This is a genomic window from Parabacteroides massiliensis (assembly GCF_900155425.1).
GTDB lineage: Bacteria > Bacteroidota > Bacteroidia > Bacteroidales > Tannerellaceae > Parabacteroides > Parabacteroides massiliensis.
Genome location: NZ_LT700190.1, coordinates 722,568 through 744,832, shown reverse-complemented (window position 1 = coordinate 744,832; position 22,265 = coordinate 722,568). Strand labels below are relative to the sequence as shown.

Annotated in this window: 14 protein-coding genes; 10 read left to right on the top strand and 4 right to left on the bottom strand. The window is 42.1% G+C overall.

The window, feature by feature from the left end:
* Window positions 1-3 precede the first annotated feature (3 nt).
* The 4 genes from BQ9893_RS10445 to BQ9893_RS10430 all read right to left on the bottom strand — a co-directional run bounded on the left by BQ9893_RS10445 (window position 4) and on the right by BQ9893_RS10430 (window position 3,302).
* Window positions 4-1,044: a PDDEXK nuclease domain-containing protein gene (locus BQ9893_RS10445; protein WP_075965970.1), complete on the bottom strand. Its 1,041-nt coding sequence runs from the start codon at window positions 1,042-1,044 to the stop codon at window positions 4-6.
* A complete protein-coding gene (locus BQ9893_RS10440; protein ID WP_075965969.1) occupies window positions 1,031-2,620 on the bottom strand; it encodes a class I SAM-dependent DNA methyltransferase in 1,590 nt (529 codons plus the stop codon). The genes BQ9893_RS10445 and BQ9893_RS10440 overlap by 14 nt, the downstream gene beginning before the upstream one ends.
* Window positions 2,593-3,021 (bottom strand): hypothetical protein, encoded by a 429-nt coding sequence (locus tag BQ9893_RS10435; protein WP_075965968.1) that lies wholly within the window; start codon window positions 3,019-3,021, stop codon window positions 2,593-2,595. Before BQ9893_RS10435 ends, BQ9893_RS10440 begins: the two co-directional genes overlap by 28 nt.
* Before the next feature lie 77 nt (window positions 3,022-3,098).
* Window positions 3,099-3,302 (bottom strand): helix-turn-helix transcriptional regulator, encoded by a 204-nt coding sequence (locus tag BQ9893_RS10430; RefSeq protein ID WP_075965967.1) that lies wholly within the window; start codon window positions 3,300-3,302, stop codon window positions 3,099-3,101.
* A 623-nt stretch (window positions 3,303-3,925) separates the two neighbouring features.
* Between BQ9893_RS10430 and BQ9893_RS10425 the strand changes: the two genes are divergently transcribed.
* The 10 genes from BQ9893_RS10425 to BQ9893_RS10385 all read left to right on the top strand — a co-directional run bounded on the left by BQ9893_RS10425 (window position 3,926) and on the right by BQ9893_RS10385 (window position 22,258).
* On the top strand, window positions 3,926-4,528 hold the full coding sequence (locus BQ9893_RS10425) for an RNA polymerase sigma factor (RefSeq protein WP_075965966.1): 603 nt from the start codon (window positions 3,926-3,928) through the stop codon (window positions 4,526-4,528).
* 217 nt (window positions 4,529-4,745) lie between these two features.
* Entirely contained in the window at window positions 4,746-5,957 is a 1,212-nt protein-coding gene (locus tag BQ9893_RS10420; protein ID WP_075965965.1) for a FecR family protein, read from the top strand.
* Window positions 5,958-6,070: 113 nt separating this feature from the next.
* The gene (locus tag BQ9893_RS10415; RefSeq protein ID WP_075965964.1) at window positions 6,071-9,370 is read left to right on the top strand and encodes a TonB-dependent receptor; all 3,300 of its coding nucleotides are present in this window, start codon (window positions 6,071-6,073) and stop codon (window positions 9,368-9,370) included.
* Window positions 9,371-9,392: 22 nt separating this feature from the next.
* Window positions 9,393-10,979: a RagB/SusD family nutrient uptake outer membrane protein gene (locus BQ9893_RS10410; protein ID WP_075965963.1), complete on the top strand. Its 1,587-nt coding sequence runs from the start codon at window positions 9,393-9,395 to the stop codon at window positions 10,977-10,979.
* 153 nt (window positions 10,980-11,132) lie between these two features.
* Complete coding sequence (locus BQ9893_RS10405; protein ID WP_075965962.1) at window positions 11,133-14,441, top strand: DUF5107 domain-containing protein; 3,309 nt, start codon at window positions 11,133-11,135, stop codon at window positions 14,439-14,441.
* Window positions 14,438-14,710 (top strand): RagB/SusD family nutrient uptake outer membrane protein, encoded by a 273-nt coding sequence (locus BQ9893_RS10400; RefSeq protein WP_075965961.1) that lies wholly within the window; start codon window positions 14,438-14,440, stop codon window positions 14,708-14,710. The genes BQ9893_RS10405 and BQ9893_RS10400 overlap by 4 nt, the downstream gene beginning before the upstream one ends.
* Window positions 14,711-14,943: 233 nt before the next feature.
* Window positions 14,944-17,439 (top strand): glycoside hydrolase family 2 TIM barrel-domain containing protein, encoded by a 2,496-nt coding sequence (locus BQ9893_RS10395; protein WP_244155105.1) that lies wholly within the window; start codon window positions 14,944-14,946, stop codon window positions 17,437-17,439.
* Window positions 17,436-17,714, top strand: coding sequence for a hypothetical protein (locus BQ9893_RS22120; RefSeq protein WP_244155104.1), 279 nt, complete (start codon window positions 17,436-17,438; stop codon window positions 17,712-17,714). Before BQ9893_RS10395 ends, BQ9893_RS22120 begins: the two co-directional genes overlap by 4 nt.
* A gap of 561 nt (window positions 17,715-18,275) precedes the next feature.
* Window positions 18,276-18,908: a transposase gene (locus tag BQ9893_RS10390; protein ID WP_244155011.1), complete on the top strand. Its 633-nt coding sequence runs from the start codon at window positions 18,276-18,278 to the stop codon at window positions 18,906-18,908.
* Between the two features lie 149 nt (window positions 18,909-19,057).
* On the top strand, window positions 19,058-22,258 hold the full coding sequence (locus tag BQ9893_RS10385) for a SusC/RagA family TonB-linked outer membrane protein (protein ID WP_075965960.1): 3,201 nt from the start codon (window positions 19,058-19,060) through the stop codon (window positions 22,256-22,258).
* Window positions 22,259-22,265: the final 7 nt, after the last annotated feature.

Sequence of the window (22,265 nt, the reverse complement as noted above, 5' to 3'; positions counted from 1 at the left end):
CTATCACTCCTCCATTCCGTGTTGTTCCAAGAAGAAACGTTTTTGCTGCTCTATCTCCCGGCGCAGTTCTTCCTCCGTCGGCATATAAGCCATATATTTGGCGGCAAAAAGTTGCTCGCTACCGTTAAGTACGGAGTATTTTGCCAAGACCTTATCGGTCTCGGTGCAAAGCAGTATGCCTATTGTGGGATTATCACTATCGTCTTTTACAAGGTCATCGTACATCCTAACATACATATCCAACTGCCCCACGTCTGCATGTGTAAGAGGGTGTGTTTTAAGTTCCAACAACACGTAGCGTTTGAGCTTGATGTTATAGAATACAAGGTCGATGTAAAAATCACCTGTGTCCGTTGAAATGTGTTTCTGCCTATCGACAAAAGCAAATCCACGTCCCAATTCCATGATAAATTGTTGCAGATGATCTATTAAGGCTTGCTCCAACTGGCTCTCGTCATATTTGCAATCCTTGCGAAAACCTAAAAACTCGGCAACCACCGGGCTTTTTATATATTCCAGTGGATCATTTGCTTCGACATCTGGAGCAGGCAATGCTAACCCCTCCCTTACGCAAGCCATACGGCGACCATAGTATTGTGTGCCGATGTTTCGGTTGAGTGTTCTCACACTCCACATCTGTTCCGAAGCCTCTTTTACATACCATTCTCTGGCCTTAGGATCAGCAACCTGTATAATCGAGCGGAAATGTGACCATGACAGATTGTGAACACGCGTGTTCACAATCTCCAAGTCGCTGAAGCACAAATAAAATTGACGAAAATAGTCTAAGTTGCGCTTGCTGAATGTACTGCCGTATTTAGGAACTAATTGCTCTGACAAAGTTTTAATCAGCCGGGTGCCATATTGCGCACGGACTTCTCCATGCTGTTCCTCCTCCACTATTCGCCGTCCAATGTGCCAATAAGTAAGTACCGCAATCTGATTGGCTGCCGCGTATGCCTGTTGACGGCCTTGCTCGATAATACTCCGAATATCAGAAATCAGTTTATCAGTTGTCACATGTTGCAGCTTATTCTTCTCCATAACCTAAAACTTTGAAAGCGTTTATAAGTTCCGTTTCGTTTGCATCCCATCTTTTCTTCAATTCATCAAATTTACAACTCATTTTTGAAAGGGCAGACTTATAGTCTATTTCCGTATCACGGTCTATAAATTCAATGTATCTGGATGGAACAAGAGAATATCCCTTTTCTTGAATTTCGTCACGATGTGCTGCATAGTATAATTCCGGCTCTGCATACTCGACAAAATTCTCAGTTTGCCAGTTGAAGTATATTTGACGCACTCTGTCTATTGCCGTTTCTGACAAACGGACATATTTCTTTTCGTATATGTTGCTATTCCAAGTCCGCAAGTCAATGAACAAAATCTCACCTGTACGATTGCGAAGTTGCCTTCCATGCCACGGCCCGCCTTTTTTGTTGTTGTTCAATATCCAAAGAGTGACGGATATATCGGTAGAATAGAACATGTTTCGTGGCAAAACGATAATAGCCTCCACTTTGTCGCTTTCGATTAACTGTTTACGTATTTCCTGCGTATCGCTGTCATCCAAAGCACCATTAGCAAGTAGGAAGCCCGCTATTCCACGACTGACATTCAATTTGTTAAGAATATGAAGAATCCACGCATAGTTGGCATTGCTGGTAGGAGGCACTCCATAACCTTGCCAGCGAGGATCGGTTTCAAAACCTCCGTATTCGGCATATTTCTTCAAATTGAACGGCGGATTCGCCATGATATAATCAAACTTAAGTTCCTTGTGCTGGTCATCGGAGAATGTGGACACGGCTTTATCACCTAAATGGTAAGAGATGCCTCGGATAGCCAGGTTCATCTTTGCAAGTCGATAGGTTGCCGGCTCAGACTCCTGCCCATAGACATTGACAGCTTTAGTGTTTCCGCCGTGAGCCTCTATGAACTTTGCAGCTTGGACAAACATACCTCCGGAACCGCAACAAGGGTCATATACCGTTCCGTCAAAAGGTTCAATAAGAGAGGCGATAAGCTCTACAATAGAATGCGGAGTGTAAAATTCCCCTTCCTCTTTGTCTGCGTTGATGGAAAAAGCCTGCAAAAAATACTCATATACACGTCCTATAAGATCGTGGTCATTGAATTTTTGTGGGTCTATCTTGTTTATTTCATCTACTACGCTTTTCAGAACTCCCGGTTCAAGGGCCGTTTTCGTGAAAATCTGCTGCGGAAGAGCATTCTTCAATTTAGGTTCGTTGTCATCCAAAGTTTTTATAGCCGTATCGAAAGCGATAGCCATGCCGGTAGGCGATGTGAGAATCAGTTTGTCCCAGAATGTTTCATCTGTCAGGAAAAACACTCCGTCCTGCATATACTGGTTGGGACGTGAAAGTTGCAGCTCAATGAAAGTTTTATCATCAATGCCCTGCACTTCTACTATTTCATGCCAGATTTTCTCCTTTTGCTGTTTGAACCGTTCTCCTATGAATTTCAGGAATACAAGGGTCAACAACAAGTCGCGCTTGTCTGTCATGGCTGCACGCCCACGCAGACTGTTACGACAATTGAAAAGTATCGTTTCAAGGGTCTCTTCCTTTACCGTTTTATTCTGTTTCTTAGCCATTTTACTATGTTTGTATTCAATTTAAAAGCATTTGCATCAATTCCCATTTGGTAAATCTTAATGTCAGGATTCAGTTTTCGTGCAATGCCTATTATTTTTGATTTCTCATCTGTTGCCATATTTATTTCTAAATAGACTGACTCGAAACACTCTCCTCCAATTTTTGGGAATGCACGAACTTCTTTCCAATCAATCGGCCCTTTATCATCATTTTGCCCCGGCAATAATGCCATATATGTGGGATAAGTGTCTAAAATAAATAACCTGACTTCTTGTTCATGCCCCCAAGCCTTTGACTTTGTAGATAATTGATAGTGGAAAAAATCTTTTGCATCCCTGAAATAATCAGGCTTCTCTACAATATCCTTATATTGCACTTCTACTTCGGAACAACCAATCATGGTTACTATAATATAACATCATCAATCCACCGTTAAAATCAAGAGACTTATATAATTTGACCACTCCCATAACTCTATTATTCAGTTCTCAACAAATCATCCACAGTTACACCCAATACTTTGGATATCTGGATTAAAGTCTCCACATTAGGTTGCGTTGTGTTTGTAACCCATTTGGAGATTATAGCAGGATCTTTATCCAGTTGTTCAGAAAGCCACTTGTTGTTCTTGTCTTTTTCTGCAAGAACGACTTTAATTCGGTTTAATAATTTACGCTCCATGTTATATTCATTCTATCCATGCGTTTACAAAGATAGATATTATTCGTAGAACAATGTGACTAAATTGGATATATTTTGCTACAAATGGCAAAAAAATGAGTATTACGTCAATTATGATAATGCGATTTTATAAAGCCTGTTTTTAAAAGAAGGATGCTTATCGCCATTTTTTACATAGCAAATTGTAGGCAATTATTTTTGAATATCGTAAGTTTACGGGAACTTAATGGCCTCAAACCTGCTAAAAAGCGATATATAGTAGCTATATATCAGACTAATACAGATTTTATTTCGATTCAAGCATGACAACAGAATTTTGGACAAATGTCATTTTATTATCTTTATTCGGATAAATCTGTACTTTATGAAAGGTTAAAAAATATTACCCGGTAGTGTAATTCCCAAAACATGGGGTACTAATCCGATTTGGAAGGGGTAGTAGTGACATTTTGATAATCTTAAATCATATTCCTTCATCACCCCAGATATGATATATTTCTGAAAAACAAGAGAAACTAAAAGAAAGGGCCGGACTGTTCAAATAAAATAAACACAGAACGAAGTTGCAGTAAACTTCCGTTATTTTGATAAAAATCTTATATTTGTGCACACACCGCAAGATTATGCAGGAAGATGAGAGTAAAATAAAATGGAGCCAGTTTTTAGCTGGTGATAACGATGCTTATTGTTGGCTATACAAAGTCTACATACAAATGCTGTTCCGTTACGGGCATCGTTTTACCTCCGATACAGAGCTTATAAAAGACTGCATCCAGGATGTTTTTACCGGATTATATAAAAACAGGGAACGTCTGGCCACGCCAGATAATATAAAAGTGTATCTCTTCGTTGCCACAAAAAACAGCCTCCTGCGTACTCTTTATAAAGAATCTATTTACGAAAGGAATACGATGGAACAAGTTCCATTCTCACTCGAACCGACAGTGGAAGAAGAGTTTGTCAATAATGAACAATACAATAATCAACAAAAGAAAATCAAAGAGATACTTTCCATACTAACTCCCCGTCAAAAAGAGATCATATATTATCGGTTCATTCAAGAAATGAGCATGGAAGAGATCTGTATACTAATGGATATAAATTATCAGTCGGCACAAAATCTAATACAACGATCGTTGAAAAAAATCAAACAAAATTATAGTTCTACCGGATTATTCCTTTTGCAACTTTACCTTTCAGCAATGGTTCGTTACAAATTTATATAGTGTTCAATATATTCATCCGACCATCCAAACCTATATCAACAAAACTCCTTCACGGAATTTTATAGGAAACATTGTTCGCTGTTCCTTTCTGTAACGATTAACGATTCGATCATTTTTTCGGAACAACATGATTTTCCTCTTTTTTTAAAATAAATTCTTTTTAGTGAGTATAAAACTGGCAACAACGTCTCTTTATCTATAAAAGCCCTTTAAGCAAATGGGAAAAGATTATACAAAATATAAAGCAGACGAGTTACTGAACGACGATTATTTCCTGTTATCGGAACTATATCCGACAGAGAAAGATCGAAAGTTCTGGAATCAACTTCAGCAAGCAGACAGCGTTCTTGCCGGAGAAATCGAATCTGCCCGTCTTTTCCTAAAAGACATAAAAAGAATATCTAATAATCCTATTCTTCTGGTGGACGAAGAAAAAGAATTATGGAAACGCATACAGATTACCAATGCACTATACGATAAACACAAAAAGAAGAACCGTTTCTTAAAAATAGCGGTTTCTATCGCTGCATCCTTACTGATAATCCTTACTTATGGCTGGCATACTTTATATAATCAGAAACAAGTGATTAATTATGAAGCAATGATTAGTACTATTCCACAGACCGACAATCCTTCGGAAAACGTCCAGTTGGTTCTTTCAAAAGAAAAAAAGATTTCTATTGAAGGGAAAGACATCCAATTGGAATATACAAAGGAAGGCAACATCAACATAAATTCAGAAAAAACAATCACAAAAAAAGAAGAAAGAAAAGATGATAAAATTCAAACTTTCAACCAATTAATTGTTCCGATAGGAAAACGTTCCTCCATTACATTTACAGATGGGAGTCAAATTTGGGTGAATGCAGGATCAAGAGTGATCTATCCCGCCCAATTTACCGTCGACAGCCGGGAGATATTTATAGAAGGAGAAATTTATCTGGACATTGTGCACGATACAAAAAGACCTTTTATCGTAAAAACCAGAAAAATGGAAATCAGAGACCTTGGAACTCAGTTTGGTGTCTCGGCCTACGATAACGAAGCAAACAGTCATGTTGTTCTGGTAGAAGGAAAAGTTGAAATAGAAACAAAAGGGGAAAGAAAAAGCACATTAAACCCCAATCAATTGTTCCTATACAACAACAAAAACAACGAAAAATCTGTACATCAAGTAAATACACAAGATTATGTTGCATGGAAAGACGGATATTATCAGTTCAATCACCAGAAGTTAGATATTGTACTGGAGAAACTTTGCAAATACTATGGAATCAAAATCCATTGGGACGAAAAAATCCATGAACTCACTTGTAGCGGGAAACTGGATCTGAAGGAGAACCCGGAGAAAGTACTCAATGCTCTTCAAAATGCAGCCCCGATCAAAGTAGAGAAAATAGACGATCAAATTTTTATTATTAAACATTAAAACTCAAAACATTATGGGACCTTAGATTTCAGAGGAACAAAATTTCAAAAATTTTCCCTCACAAATAAGTTACATGTATCAAACCGTATTACAAACTTAAATCGTTACACAATATGAATGAGAACACCAGGTTTCCTCAAAGGAAAAACCAATCCAAAAGATTAATACGCACCATGAAATTTTTTATGCTTTTTGCATTCTTTACTGTAGGATCATGTTTCGCTTCAGGGATATATTCTCAAGAGGCATCTTTCTCCATGAACTACGAAAATAAGACTCTTAAAGAAGTTATTAACGAAATAGAAAACAGCAGTGAATTCATCTTCTTTTACTTAGATAAATCAGTTGACCTGAACCGCAAAGTCTCTATTAATGTAAAAAATCAGAAAATAGAGACTATCCTCAGTCAATTATTTTCCGGCACGGAAAATAATTACTCCATATCTGATCGTCAGATAATCATTTCCCAAAAAGGAACACCTATAAACACTGAAACAAACCAGAAAGACACCCGTACAATTTCTGGTACTGTAAGAGATAACTTAGGACCGGTTACCGGCGCCAACATCGTTATCAAAGGGACTACTAACGGAACAATCAGTGACCTGGATGGAAAGTTTACACTGGAAAATGTTCCGGCAAATGCTATTCTGCAAATTTCCTACATAGGTTATCTTCCACAGGAAATTACAATCAATAACCAGTCTTTCTATAACATCATGCTGAAAGAAGACAGTCAATCACTCGATGAAGTTGTAGTTGTCGGTTACGGTACAGTTCGAAAAGCCGACTTAGCAGGTTCTGTGGCCGTTTTGGATAATAAAGCCTTCAAAGATCAACCGATCACACAAGTATCAGATGCTTTGCAAGGCCGAGTGTCGGGCGTTCAGGTACAAAGTAGTGGTGTACCTGGTGGAACTGCAAAAATCCGTGTCCGCGGTTCCGGTTCTATCAACCGTAGCAACGATCCTTTGTATGTAATCGACGGCATTGTTCGTGAAAGCGGCCTGACCGGTTTAAATCCTGAAGACATTCAGTCCATGCAAATCTTAAAGGATGCCTCTTCTACAGCCATCTACGGTTCTCGCGGAGCAAACGGTGTCGTTCTGATCACGACAAAAACAGGAAAAGCAAATGTCCGTCAAATCATGTTCGATGCACAGATTGGCGTCGGTACCGTAGCCAAACGTTACGAGACACTCAATCCGCATGAGTTTGCCACATTATATAATACATATCGGAAAGAGACATTCTCTCAGGAACAGTTATCCGCTTTCCAGAACGGAACAGCCGGAACGAACTGGTTGGATGAAATCTTTCAAAACGGCATAACCCAGGATTACAAACTGACTCTTTCCGGTGGTAGCGACAAAATACAGTATATTGTTTCAGGCAACTATGTCGGACAGGAAGGTGTTGTCAAAGAAAACACGAACAAACGTTACCAGGCACGCGCAAATATCACCTCACAGCTGACAGACTGGCTACACATGACTGCCGACGTAAATGTCTCTCACAATGTGAAGAAAAGTGCAGATTTCAGTGCAGCAAAAAGCAATATTGTCAACATAGCTATGAATTATGCACCCGTACTCGGGATCATGAATGACAACGGGACATACATGCGTGACCCATATAGTGCTATCACACAATTGAATCCGGTCGGCTTGCTCAATGAACAAATTGGAGAATCTATGAGAGATATTGTTAATGCTCATATCGATCTGAAATTCAACATTCTACCCGGTTTGACGTTTACTACCAGTAATGGTATCGATTATAACGATGTAAAAAATTACTCTTTCGCTACCACAAAGGTATCCAGTTCAAGCAGCATGGGAAACAATGATGCGTATCGCATGACATTGCAAACAACAAATAACCTGACATATAGCGGGAAATGGGGTGACCATGCTTTGACAGCAACAGCCGTTTACGAAGCTACACAATCAGAATACCGCTATATGAACATCACCGGGAATAATCTGATGACCGAGAGCGTAGGATGGTGGAACGTTGAAATGGCCTCCACACGTAATGCGCAAAACAATTATTCCAAATGGGCTCTGATGTCCGGCGTAGGGCGTGTAATGTATAACTACAAAGATCGTTATATGTTGACCGGAACGATCCGTGCTGACGGTTCTTCTAAGTTTTTCGATAATAAATGGGGTTGGTTCCCTTCAATTGCTGCTGCCTGGTCAATGGGTAATGAAGACTTTATGCAACACCAGAATTTCATACAAGACCTCAAAATCCGCGCCAGCTACGGTTTAATCGGAAGCCAGGCTATCGACCCATACGAAACATTAGGCTTAATGACTCAAGCCATGTATGCCTTCGGAGGCAATGCCTATTATACAGGATATTGGGTCGGACAAACCGTTGCAACCCCGAATCTGTCATGGGAAACTACCCACCAATTCGACTTGGGTTTGGATTTTTCCATTTTAAATCGCCGATTAAACATCTCGTTAGACTATTTTGACAAACGCACAAAGGATGGTCTGTTAAAACGAACAATTCCAAATTATGACGGTGGCGGTTCTTACTGGGTGAATGCTGCAGAGATCAGTAACCGAGGTATTGATTTTTCTATCAATGCAATCATTTTCGATGGTTCGGATTTTAGTTGGAGTACAAACTTTAACGGAACTTACCTAAAGAATGAAATAAAAGATCTGGCCGGTTTGGACTTTATCCAAGGAGCGAATATTGCTAGCGGCATGTTTTCAACAGACGGTGTTACCCGTATAGCTGTAGGGCAACCGATCGGAGCATTCTATGGCTATGAATGGACAGGATTGGATGCGGCAGGTAATGATTCGTTTGTCGATCGGGATAAAAATGGCATAATCGATAGTAAAGACCGTACCTTTATAGGTAAAGCCTCTCCTGATTTCACTTTGGGATGGAACAACAGTTTGCATTGGAAAAACTGGGATTTGAACGTATTCTTTACCGGTTCGTTCGGAGCAGAACGTTTCAATATGGTACGTTATACCGGTACATCCATGACAGGTGATTTTGCCTTCATCACACTAAAAGAGTATTTGAATGATAATTTCGATACAAAAGGGCAGTCAGCGCGTTATCCTTCCGTAAATGTAAAAGGCAATAATTATCAGGCAGCGGCAACCTCTACCAAATATTTGGAATCAGCGAATTATTTCCGTCTGGACAATATCAGCTTATCATACAATCTGCCAAAAGCTGTCTCCAAATTTGCAGATCTCCGTTTTACATTCAGCTGTCAGAACTTATTCACCATAACCAATTATAAAGGGATGGATCCGGCCGGTATTTCTTTTGTAGATACAGGTACAGGCAGTGTGGATGTAAATGACGGTATTGACCTTGGAGCTTATCCGTTGACTCGTTCGTATACTTTCGGAGTTCGTATGAATTTCTAATATTAAATAAAGAATAATAATCATGAAAGCGAAATATATATTATATATCTTAAGCATAGCATTGTTATCAAGCTCATGCAATGATTTTCTCGATGAAGATCCTAAAGGCAAACTGACGCCGGGAACTTTTTTCTCTACACAGGATGAATTGACAATGGCAACCTATGCCTTGTATAAGAATGTCTGTCTAACACAGACCAATACCAATCCAACGATCCCATCTTGGTTAGGCGACGACATAACGGCTAATCCTGGCAGTAATAAACAGGCTTACGCAGAAGTTGATGCATTCCGAGGTTCGGATGCCAATAAAGGAGTAGAAGCAGCATGGTCTACCTCTTACGTTGTGATCAAGGCCGCTAATTATATTATAGAGAATGGGGCTAAAACACCTACAACACAAGAAGAAATAAATATCGCATTAGGCCAGGCCAAGTATTGGCGTGCAGTACATTATTTCTGGTTAGTCCGTCGTTGGGGAGCCGTTCCTCTGATTCTGGACACCGAAGTTAACTACGAACGTCCTTTAGCCAGCATACAAGATGTTTACAACCAGGTTGTCAAAGACTTACAAGAATGTGTCGCTACACTTCCAACCGACTACTCCAAACCTCCCCAGAAATATCAGGGAGCCAATATCTTCATTACCAAACAGGCTGCCCAAGCGACATTGGCTGCCGTTTATATGGCTATGGCAGGTTGGCCTTTAAAACAGACACAATATTATGCATCGGCAGCAGAACAAGCGAAAGCGGTTATTGATGGCGTAAATAGCGGAACGTATGAATATATTTTGGAACCGGAATACAAATACGTATATGCTCCGAGTCATAATTATACAAACGAAACGGTAGTCGGTATCAATTTTTCCAGTGCAGTCGGAACATGGTCCGAAGATTCACAGATGACGAATAGTCATCTATTCGAATCACTTACCGGATGGGGCGATGCATTGGGTGAAATCAAATTTTGGAAAGAATTCCCGGCCGGTCCAAGAAAAGATGCGACTTATAACCCAAAGATTCTGGAAGGAAACAAAGAAGGAGGCAAATTATTGGATTGGTGGGACGAAAGTATTCCTGAACAACAACCAATGTTCTGTACATTTACCATCAGTGAAGACGGAGGAGATTACGATTATACAAAACCGGCCAACACATCCCTGATGACTAATGATCATCGTCATCGCCTGATTCGCTATTCGGAAGTATTACTTTGGTACGCCGAAGCACAAGCACGTGCCGATGGCACACCGAACGCGATGGCTTATGAATGTATCAACCAAGTACGTGAACGTGCAGGTTTAGAACCGCTACAAACAGGTATGAGTGGAGAAGCTTTTGCTAACGTAGTCTTGAAAGAACATGGTTGGGAAGTTGCCGGTTACTTTGTTGCTTTGGTAACCCGTCGTGATGATCAGATGCGAATGGAACTACTTGAAAAAACATTCAACGAACGTAAAGCCAATGCAGCTATCGAAGTCGCTCCAGGTATCATACGGAAAGAGAAGGTTGAATTGCCGGCATCACTTACCTGGCAGGGTGAAAAATCTATTTATCTGCCATATCCGGCATCCGACACCCAACTGAATTCAAACCTGACTCGATGAAGCTATCTTTCAAATCAAGGTATTAGTCAAATGTCTGTTTTCAATACCTAAACCTTGTCGGGGACTGTCCTGAAATGATCTCGGACAGTCCCCGGCTCTCTCAAAATCAGTCTATTCTCAATGTGCTTAATAATAAATCAAAGTTGTGATATCATGGATTTAAAACTTCTACCAGTGTTATTGTTATGTGCAACTCCTCTTTTGGGGCAAGAGGTCCGCATGAAGTCCGTAACAGAAAAAATTCCGACTTACCAGATCGGAGCTCCTGAAATCAATCCTATCTTCTTTACCGGCCGTGTCTATCAAGGAGCAGAAGGATATATCTATCCTTACCCGCTCTACGATGTCTTAACGGAAAAGAAAGTCGAGCAGGACTACAATGTACTCCGACTGGACAATCAGTATGTCAACATTGCTATTCTTCCAGAAATAGGAGGTCGTATCTTTGCCGCTTCTGACAAAACCAATGACTATCCTTTCTTCTACACCCAGACAGGGGTAAAACCTGCTTTGATCGGCATGTTGGGAGCATGGCTTTCTGGTGGTGTTGAATGGAATATCCCCGACCATCATCGTGCCAGTAGTTATATGCCTATCAACTGGACTATGAAAGAGAATGAAGATGGAAGCAAAACAATTTGGATAGGAGAGACTGAATTACGCCACCGTCTAAAATGGTCAATAGGCGTATCTGTATATCCCAACCGTTCCTGGGTGGAAGCAAAGATCAAAGTGATCAATCCAACTCCAATGATTCAATCAATGTTGTACTGGGCAAATGTGTCTGTCCATTGCAACGATCAATATCAAGTGATATTTCCTCCTGATGTCCAATTCGGAGCCGATCATCATAAAGTCTATTTCACAAATTGGCCCATCGGAGAAGCAAATCTTGGCAGTGGAGAAAACACCGATTTATCTTGGTGGAAAAACTTTACGGAAAACTCCCGTTCCATTTTTACATGGGGAAGCAAAATGTCATTCCTCGCCGGCTACGACTATGGGAAAGATGCAGGAACAGTACACGTTGCTAACCGCCATGTCGTACCTGGAAAGAAATTTTTCTTGTGGGGGAACAACACGAACGGCGAAATGTGGAACAAAATACTATCCGACAATGACGGACATTACTTAGAGCTCATGGTAGGCGGTTACTCGGACAATCAACCGGATTACAGTTGGATAAACCCAGGCGAAATCCGCGAATTCAGACAGATATGGTATCCGATAAAAGGTATCAAAGGAGTAAAGAATGCGACAGATGACGCTGCGGTAAACTTTGAATCAATCGAAGGCAATAACTACCGTGTAGGTTATTGTACAACAACATTGTACGAAAACGCCCGTGTTGTCGTACTATATAAAAACCAGATCGTAATGGATAAGCGAATCAACATCGATCCTGACAAATACTTCCTCGATCAGGTATCCATTCCCGATTTGTCAGATCCTTCGGCACTTTATACAGCACTCTACGATGCCCAAGGTAACCTGTTAGTCGATTACCGTCCAATTGTGCAGGAAGAAAAAACGTTACCTAAAATCATTGATGGAACCAAACCTGTCAATGAATATAAGACAAACGAAGAACTTTACTTAGCCGGTCTCCGCATTGATCAGTTCAACAATGCCCGTCTGGATTATATGGATTTCTATAACGAAGCTCTTTCACGTGACTCGATGGATGCCCGCATAAATATCGAAGTGGGGAAACATTATATCCGTCAAGGGAAGTGGGAACTCGCAGAACAACATCTGCTACGTGCTCAGGCTCGTTTGTCACATGATTATACAACGGTAAAGAACACGGAAGCACTCTATTATCTGGGATATTTATATCAGATGACAGGAAATATCGATAAGGCAATAGATGCATATTGGTCCGCGACTTGGACCCCCGACTTCAAACATCGTTCTTTCTATGAGTTAGCAGTCTTAGCTGTGAAAGAGAAGGATTACAAACAGGCGATGGACATGATTATCCAATCACTTTACGTTGGAGGACGCGATTTACAGGCGCTTACACTCAAAGCATATATCCTCCGCATGCTGGGCAGGAAAGAAGAAGCACAAGAAACGATTCTTTATATCCGGCAGATTGATCCACTTGATTATTGGAGTGCTGCCGAAGCCTGCTTATCCACTTCACAAGATGCTTCTTTCCTGAAAACCGGAACGAATCATAACAGCAAAGGGATCATAGCCATACAGGAGTTACTGGAAGTAGTGAATAACTACATGACTATCGGAGCTACAGAAGACGCATTAACATTACTGAGCAGTGCCATTTCTTTAGGTGAGCCTTATGCTTCTTATCCTTTACTTTATTATTACAAGGCATATAACTTATTGAAAAACAACAATCAGATAGAGTTTCAGAATTGTTTAGATAAAGCAGGATCGCTATCACCGTTAAATAACTATCCTTTCCGGGTCGAAGAAATTGCTCTTTTCAAAACTCTCTTACAGGAAAGACCGGACAATGCATTCCTACACTATCATTTAGGCAACTTACTCTATTATTTAGGACAGAAAGAGAATGGTCTCGAACATTGGTTACACGCAACAGAGGCTGATCCCTCCTTTGCTATTGCAGCACGTAACGTTGGCTTTGGATATGGATATCTGAATGATTGGGAAAAGTCCATGAAATATTATGATAGAGCAATCAAGGCCAACCCTAATGATCCGTTATTACTGACAGAATCGGATAAAATATACGAGCAGGCGAATATCCCGGCAACCCAACGGCTAAAAAGGCTGGAATTTCATCTGGAAACCGTCATGAAACATGATGATTCCGTGATGCGATTACTCACACTCTACAATGCCGAAGCAAAATATGATAAAGCTATAAAAATAATGACGGACAGGCATTTCCATTTATGGGAAGGAGGCGGACAGGTACACGATATCTACGTCGATTCACATATGTTAAAAGGAATACAGTTACTGAAAAGAAAACAGTATAAAGACGCAATCCGGGAATTTAATCTGGCAAATCAATATCCAACCAATTTAGAAGTAGCCCCGTCATCCCGGAGTAGTTATGAAGCTAAGGTTTATTACTTATCTGGCATTGCATATGAAGCATTGAAACAAACAGACAAGGCCTTGGAATGTTTTGAAAAATCTGCTGAAACATATTGCAGAAATGACCTGGCAGATCTGAATTACTACAAAATAAAATCACTTAGGAAACTAAACAAAACAGAAGAAGCTGATGCAGTTCTAAGTAATATGCAAAAAACTCTGGAACGCATGCAGCAAAACTTAATGGATTCATATGCTAAATTCGGTGAAGCCAACCAAAACATACAACAAAGCAATGTTTTCTATTATTCCGGCCTGATACATTTACTGCAAAATAATTCGTCTGCAGCAAAGAATAATTTTAATCAAGCTATTCAGCTCTATCCCGGAAATATTTGGGCTCAATTAATGAATAAAGATGTTCATTGAAAAATATTAATCCTATAATAAAGTACCCCCAAAAGTTTTTCACCCACACTTTTGGGGGTATTTCACACCGTAACAGTAAAGATAATACCTCCCAAATCCAGTTTCAGAAAAGATACTATGCCGAAGGGCATTCTTTGTTCGATATGAAACGGCAACATTGCATGGCTGAACGCTTGGGCAGGGCTGTGGATGATAAATATTATTCATTACCTTTGCCTCAGGATGAAACGGATAAAAATCCGAATCTGAAACAGCATCCACTGTGGTAATTTCTATAAATGATGATTTATCGGTATAAAAATATGGATGACATTGCCATACAAAATAATTGTCGTTTGTAGGGGCAGGGCTCTGCTCTGCCCATTGAATCCGAACAAGGCGAACGTTATTTTTATTGGGCGGAGTAGAACCCCGTTCCTACAGGACACATTTATTTTATTGCGCACCCATAAATCATCATTTATCATCCTTATTTATCAGAAAACCTTTTAATTCTTACTATATGATGAAATGTTTTTATGCTTTTTTATTTTTATTAGGCAGCCTGTTAGCAAGCGGGCAGACCACTGATGTAAAATATCTGTCGGGGCAAGGCTCGGACGATGCGGTCGAATGGGACTTTTTCTGTACCGGTGGCAGGAAAAGCGGGAAATGGAATAAGATAAAGGTTCCTTCCTGCTGGGAAATGGAGGGATACGGGACCTTCAATTACGGACATGACAAGCCGAAAGCCGACGAAGCCGGATTGTATAAAACGACATTCGAAGTACCGGTGGCATGGAAAGGGAAACGTATCTTCATCGTTTTCGAAGGTTCCATGACCGATACGGAGATTAAGGTAAACGGGAAACAGGCAGGTGATCCCCATCAGGGAGCCTTCTACCGGTTCAAGCGGGAGATAACCAAACTGGTCCACATGAACAAGGAAAACCTTTTGGAGGTCAAGGTCAATAAGATGTCGTCCAATGCCAGCATCAACGAAGCGGAACGGCAATGTGACTTCTGGGTGTTCGGAGGCATCTTCCGCCCGGTCTACCTCGAAGCTGTTCCTGATAACTTCATCGAATATACGGCGATCGACGCCCGGCAGCATGGCGAACTGAATGCTGACATATTCATAGACAAGAAACTTTCCGGCATAAATGCGGAAATAGAGATCAAAGATGCACAGGATCAGACGATGGGAAAAATCATTTCGGCTCCCATAAACGAAAAAACGGGCAAAATATCTCTTTCAGGCAAGATTAACAATATCAAACCCTGGTCTGCCGAAGATCCACAACTGTACACCGCCATAATCACCCTCCGGCAGAAAGACAAAGTCCTGCATACCGTAACCGACCGGATCGGATTTCGTACGATCGAAGTGAAGCCGAAAGACGGTGTCTATATCAACGGCGTGAGAATTCGTTTTAAAGGGGTGAACCGCCATTCCCACTGGCCCACTACAGGACGGACGACAAACAAGCAGCTTAGCATCAATGACGTCAAGCTGATGAAAGAAATGAACATGAATGCGGTTCGCATGTCACACTACCCGCCCGACAAACATTTTCTGGAAGTTTGCGACTCATTGGGAATGTATGTGATCGACGAACTGTGCGCTTGGCAATATCCGCCTTATGATACGGAAGTCGGAACCATCCTGGTCGGGGAAATGCTGAAACGGGATCTCAACCGTCCGTCTATCATTTTCTGGGCAAACGGGAATGAGGGTGGTTTCAATTTCGACCTCGACCCACTGTTTCCACAATACGACCCGCAAAAGCGGGCTGTCCTACATCCTTGGGCGTTATCGGGAAATATCAATACGGTACATTATATCAAATATAATTCCGGCATCGGCAATATGTTTCACGGAAGGGATATCTTCATGCCGACAGAAATCCTGCACGGATTATACGACGGAGGACACGGAGCCGGACTCGACGACTATTGGAACCTAATGCTCTCCAATCCGCTTTCAGCCGGAATGTTCCTTTGGGACTTTGCGGACCAGGCTGTTGTCCGCGAAGATAAAAACGGATTCCACGACACCGACAAGGATCACGGAGCTGACGGTATCGTAGGGCCATATCGCGAAAAAGAAGGCAGCTTCTTTACAATCAAAGAAATATGGTCGCCGATCCATCTGCCGGAACGCTTTCTCACACCGGGATGGGACGGCCGTTTCGAAATAGAAAACAGATATGCGTTCACAAATGCAAACGCTTGTAGCTACACATACCGGCTGGCTAAAATCAACTCGCTTCAAGAAAAGGTCATACAATCGGTTTCCGGCAAGATCGCTTCCCCTGATATAAACCCGGGAGAAAGAGGGTATTTGCAACTTGAACTTCCTTCAGGATGGCAGGACTACGACTTTCTATATGTCACAGTAAAAGATCGTTACAACCAGGAGTTGTTTACCTGGAGCTACGAGATCGGCACACCCGACCGTCTCGCCAACCGCCTGCTGCCACAAGATGGCAGCGCACCGGCAGTAAAAGAAAATACCGATAGCTGGAATTTTTCGGCCGCCGGCACGGAGGTGTCGTTCGACAAACAGAACGGCCTGCTTCGGTCAGTCACTTCCAATGGCAAAGCAATCCCGCTGAACAACGGGCCGGTGTTGATATCCGACCAAGATCTTATTTGTAAATCAGTAGAATATAAGCAAGCGGGAGAAAAGCCTCAACTGATTGCCACCTATACGTCCCGGAACGGGAAAAACACAGTCTATACATTCACCTGGGCCATGCTCCCTTCCGGCATCGTAGAACTGGATTACAATTACCGTCCCCAAGATATGGTCAAAATGGCGGGTATCACATTCGATTTCCCGGAAAAGGAGATCGCCGGAGCCACTTTGCTCGCCAACGGGCCATACCGTGTATACAACAACCGTATGAAAGGCGGCTCGTTGGATATCTGGGAAAAGAAGTATAACAACACTATCACCGGTGAAAGCTGGGACTATCCGGAATTCAAGGGATACTATTTTTATTCTACGGAATGAAGCTCGATTGCCCCACTCCGTTCGAGGTCTACAGCGGAAAAGAAGACATCACCTTGCATCTCTTTACTCCGGCCGTACAAAAACAATACGACCCGAAACGAAACCACACGATTGTCGACTATCCAAAAGGAAACATCTCTTTCATGAATGCAATTCCGGCTGTCGGAACCAAATTCGGAAAAGCGGAAGATTTCGGCCCTCAATCTCAACCGCATCGTGCCAAAGGAAACGGACCGGAAAACAATGTCTGGGGGAAATTATATTTCCGCTTCTGACAGAAGCATATACGACTAAATGAGATCAACGGTTATATCAGGAATATTCTTGATTAGCCGTTGATTTTTTTGTTTTATAGCAACTTTATATATATTTGCAGATCCTGATTTCAATCAGGAAATGTGAATCAATTGTGTTTTTATTTATAAATTATGCGAATCAGCAGTTGAAAACATCTTCAGATTCTTGATTTAAAAGTTTGTAATTCAGTTAATTATCTCATTATTTTATTTTGTAATCTCCTTGAAAATCAGTAAATTAGAAGAATAAAACCACTCATTTTTCTAATTATGATTCCCAAGGAGAAAAAGTTAATACTAATAGGTTTGTATATGTATATCTGTGATGTCCATAAGTCTTCTCTGCGTTTCCACTGCCAGAGATTCAGTAACAATTCCAATCCTGAGTTTACGGATGAGGAGGTTCTTACCATCTATCTGTTCTGCGGGTACTGCCAGAGATACTTCAACATCAAGGAGATACATACCTTCGCTAAGGAGTATCTGTCATCATGGTTTCCAAAATTGCCGTCTTATCAAACGTTTTGCGTACGCCTAAATATGCTTTCAGAAACATTTAAGGTGCTGGTGGAAACCATGATACAATCATTCAAGCCCAAGGATTGCGACTCCATTATATCCATTGTCGATTCTATGCCGATAGTGACCTGTAAAGGGAAAAACCGAGAGGGGAAAGTAGCTACGGAGATAACATCAAAAGGGTATTGCTCCACTAAGAACATGTACTACTATGGCATGAAACTGCATATGGTAGGACAGCGTAGGGAGGGAACCTTACCTTTTCCGGAAATGATAACTCTGACACCGGCTTCGGACAACGACCTGACCGTATTCAAAAGCGAATGCGTGCCATACCTATCCGGAAAGACGGTGCTTGCAGACAAGATTTACAGCGATTTCTCTTTCTTTAATGAGAACAATCCGGTTAAAGTGCTTACTCCGCATAAAGAGATTAAAGGGGAACCGGAAGTTCTCAAACAGAGGGAGAAAGCTGCAAGAGACCTTTTCTCGCAAGCCGTTTCTAAAGTCAGACAACCTATCGAATCCTTTTTCAACTGGCTGAATGAAAAAACAGAAATTCAAAGAGCATCTAAAGTAAGAGCTACCAAAGGGCTGTTGGTACATACCTTTGGAAAGTTGGCTATTGCTCTACTTACATTTGTTAATTTTTAATTTTTGAATCAGAAAGCCAACTGCTGATTCGCATAAATTTAAATTTGTTATCCTATGGGACCATGAAATCAAAAAACCTTGGTATGTTGTGAATAACCTATATTCATATTGTTAACTCTTTGAGTAGTAATTTAAATCACCACGTGAACATGAAAAATAACAAAATGGCAAAAATTTGCTTGCTTTCTCTTTTGCCCAGCATAAGTGTTCTAGCAAGTGAAAACTACATTACGGATCCGGCGACGAGCCTACGAGGAAAATCAGACTCAGCCGCCCCCACACGTTTGCAACAAAACGGAAAAACCGTTACAGGAGTCGTACAAGATGCATTCGGTCCTATAGCCGGTGCTAATATTATCGTAAAAGGAACGACAAATGGAAACATTACAGACATGGACGGTAAATTCATTCTTGAGAATGTGCCCGCAAACGCTACCCTCGTTATCTCTTACATCGGATTTACTCCACAAGAAATACACGTAGGAAATCAGACCACTTTTAACATTACTCTTCAAGAAGATACTGAAGCTTTGGATGAAGTAGTAGTTGTAGGCTACGGTGTGATGAAGAAAAAAGATTTGACAGGAGCCGTTGCGCAATTAAACAGCGGCTCGATGAAAGACCTCAAAGTGTCACACCCAACTGAGGCGATGGCCGGAAAACTGGCCGGTGTGCAGGTACAGCAGGTCGGAGGACAACCAGGACAAGCGGCCACAATCCGCGTACGTGGGTCCGGTTCTATCACGGCATCCAGCGCCCCGTTGTATGTTGTCGACGGATATCCGCTGGGTGAACAGAACCTGAATGCAATCAACCCGAACGATATCGAATCTATCGAAGTATTAAAAGATGCCTCCGCTGCTGCTATCTACGGTTCGCGTGCAGCCAACGGTGTCGTATTGGTCACTACCAAGTCGGGAAAGACCGGCAAGGTCAGCGTAAGTTTGGATATCTATGCCGGTTTCCAGAACGTAACCAAGAAGATGGATCTGATGAACGCACAGGAATTTGTCGAATTCAGCCGGGAAGCCTTCAATAACAACTACATCAGTAAGGTTCCGGGAGCATCCGCCAGTGATCCGTTGAGTATGCGTCCATCCGGAAACCGTTATCGCTATCCGGCAGTCTACGATGATGCCGCCTATATTGCCTCTTTAGGGGCCGGTACGGATTGGCAAGACGAAATTTTCCGCACTTCACCTGTACAGAACTACCAGCTGACAGTAACAGGTGGCGACGAAAAGACTAAATATATGTTCTCTGCCGGCTACTTCAACCAGCAGGGTGTCGTTATCAACAGCGATTATGAACGATTCTCGGCAAGAGCCAAAATCGACAGCGATCTGAACAGTTGGCTGAAGATGGGTATCAACCTGGCTCCGACCTACATGAATTCGAACAAGACAACCCAAGGCCACTGGGCAAGCGATGGTGTCATCAATGCAGCCTTGGCGACATCTCCTATTGTACCGGTATACAATGAAGACGGCACATGGGCTTCACAATCCATGTATGCCGTTGCCAGTGACGGATTGACCGGCGTGCCGAATGCTGTGGCGTGTACGAATATCCATAATTATGACACAGACCTCCGTTTGTTCAGCAACGGTTACATTGAACTTTCCTTGTTGAAAAACCTGAAACTGAAATCCACGATCGGTGCAGACATCCGCGAGTACAGAGGCGAATATTTCCGTCCGGCAAACATTCCGAACAATGGTAACGTTGCTCCTCTCCCTTCAACGGAAAGAAAAGCGACAGAAAAGTCCACCGAGATCATAAACTGGCTGAATGAAAATACCGTCACTTACTTCGGATCATGGGATAAACACGAACTCGACGCTGTTGCCGGTGTCACTGCGCAGAAAAATATCTACCGCTACACTGAAGCCACGGGGTCCGATTTCCCGAACGACAAAATCCAGACTCTCAACAATGCGACAGTAAAAAGCAGCAAGTCGGAACGCAAGACTTGGACATTGCTCTCTTATCTGGCACGTGTGAACTATCGTTATAACAACAAGTACTACCTGACCGCCTCCATTCGTGCGGATGGTTCTTCCCGCTTCGGCAAAAACAATCGCTACGGTTACTTTCCTTCCGGATCGGTAGCATGGCGTCTGTCTCAGGAAGACTTCCTGAAAGATGTAAAATGGCTGTCGGATATGAAGATCCGTGCAAGCTACGGTATCACGGGTAACAACAATATCGGTGACTATGCAGCGATCGGTATCATGGAGAATGCCAACTACGTATTGGGAACAGGTACGGGTAATATTGTAAACGGTGCAGCCCAAAAAAGCTTCTCCAACGCAGACCTGACTTGGGAAAAGACACGCCAAACCGACCTCGGTTTCGAAATCTCCGTTTTGGACAGTCGTCTCTCCCTATCTTTGGATCTGTACTATCGTAAAACTACTGACCTGTTGATGAACGTCGACATTCCGACAATCACCGGATTCGACAAAGCCATGCAGAATATCGGAAAAATGCGTAATAAAGGTCTTGAAATCACCCTCAGCGGAACTCCGTTCAGAAACAAAGACTTTACTTGGGATGCAACCGGAAATATATCCGTCAACCGTAACAAAGTACTGGCGTTAGGACCGACAGGCGATCCGATCTTCAGCGATGGCGGTGCCGGAACAACCCACGTCACGATGGTGGGCCAACCGATCGGCGCTTTCTACGGATATAAGATGTTGGGAATATTCAAAACGAAAGAAGAACTGGATTCATATCCACACTTGGCTGACACGCAAGTGGGTGACGTGATGTTCGAAGATGTCAACGGAGATAATAAAATCAACGCAGACGACCGTACGATCATCGGAAACAACATGCCGGACTTCACTTGGGGTATGACACACACTTTCACTTTCAAAAACTTCGATGCCAGCATCTCCCTGCAGGGGGTTGTCGGAAATGAAGTCCTGCATTTAGGAAGACGATTCTACACACAAGGCGAAGGTAACCAGAACCAGTTGAAAGAGATGATGGGTCGCTGGCAATCAGAATCAAATCCGGGTAACGGATGGATCCCGAGAGCCAACTCACAACCGACCGGACAAAATAATGCCATTTCTTCACGCTGGGTGGAAGACGGTTCTTTCCTCCGTGTAAATAACCTGACTGTCGGTTATACGTTGCCCGAAGCATTCATAAAAAAATGCGGTATCCAACGTGCACGTGTATATGTTTCCACTCAGAACTTGTTGACTATCACAAGTTATAGTGGTTACAACCCGGAAACAAGTTTCAGGGAAGACAACGTGACTGCTCCCGGTACCGACTACGGTATGTACCCGCTGTATCGCACCTGTACTTTCGGTATTAACGTAACCTTTTAAATAGCAG

What these genes read in the sequence shown, in the direction of transcription:
- BQ9893_RS10445 (WP_075965970.1), bottom strand. Translation starts at nt 1,044, where the DNA reads ATGGAGAAGAATAAGCTGCAACATGTGACAACTGATAAACTGATTTCT.
- BQ9893_RS10440 (WP_075965969.1), bottom strand. Translation starts at nt 2,620, where the DNA reads ATGGCTAAGAAACAGAATAAAACGGTAAAGGAAGAGACCCTTGAAACG.
- BQ9893_RS10435 (WP_075965968.1), bottom strand. Translation starts at nt 3,021, where the DNA reads ATGATTGGTTGTTCCGAAGTAGAAGTGCAATATAAGGATATTGTAGAG.
- BQ9893_RS10430 (WP_075965967.1), bottom strand. Translation starts at nt 3,302, where the DNA reads ATGGAGCGTAAATTATTAAACCGAATTAAAGTCGTTCTTGCAGAAAAA.
- BQ9893_RS10425 (WP_075965966.1), top strand. Translation starts at nt 3,926, where the DNA reads ATGCAGGAAGATGAGAGTAAAATAAAATGGAGCCAGTTTTTAGCTGGT.
- BQ9893_RS10420 (WP_075965965.1), top strand. Translation starts at nt 4,746, where the DNA reads ATGGGAAAAGATTATACAAAATATAAAGCAGACGAGTTACTGAACGAC.
- BQ9893_RS10415 (WP_075965964.1), top strand. Translation starts at nt 6,071, where the DNA reads ATGAATGAGAACACCAGGTTTCCTCAAAGGAAAAACCAATCCAAAAGA.
- BQ9893_RS10410 (WP_075965963.1), top strand. Translation starts at nt 9,393, where the DNA reads ATGAAAGCGAAATATATATTATATATCTTAAGCATAGCATTGTTATCA.
- BQ9893_RS10405 (WP_075965962.1), top strand. Translation starts at nt 11,133, where the DNA reads ATGGATTTAAAACTTCTACCAGTGTTATTGTTATGTGCAACTCCTCTT.
- BQ9893_RS10395 (WP_244155105.1), top strand. Translation starts at nt 14,944, where the DNA reads ATGATGAAATGTTTTTATGCTTTTTTATTTTTATTAGGCAGCCTGTTA.
- BQ9893_RS22120 (WP_244155104.1), top strand. Translation starts at nt 17,436, where the DNA reads ATGAAGCTCGATTGCCCCACTCCGTTCGAGGTCTACAGCGGAAAAGAA.
- BQ9893_RS10390 (WP_244155011.1), top strand. Translation starts at nt 18,276, where the DNA reads ATGCTTTCAGAAACATTTAAGGTGCTGGTGGAAACCATGATACAATCA.
- BQ9893_RS10385 (WP_075965960.1), top strand. Translation starts at nt 19,058, where the DNA reads ATGAAAAATAACAAAATGGCAAAAATTTGCTTGCTTTCTCTTTTGCCC.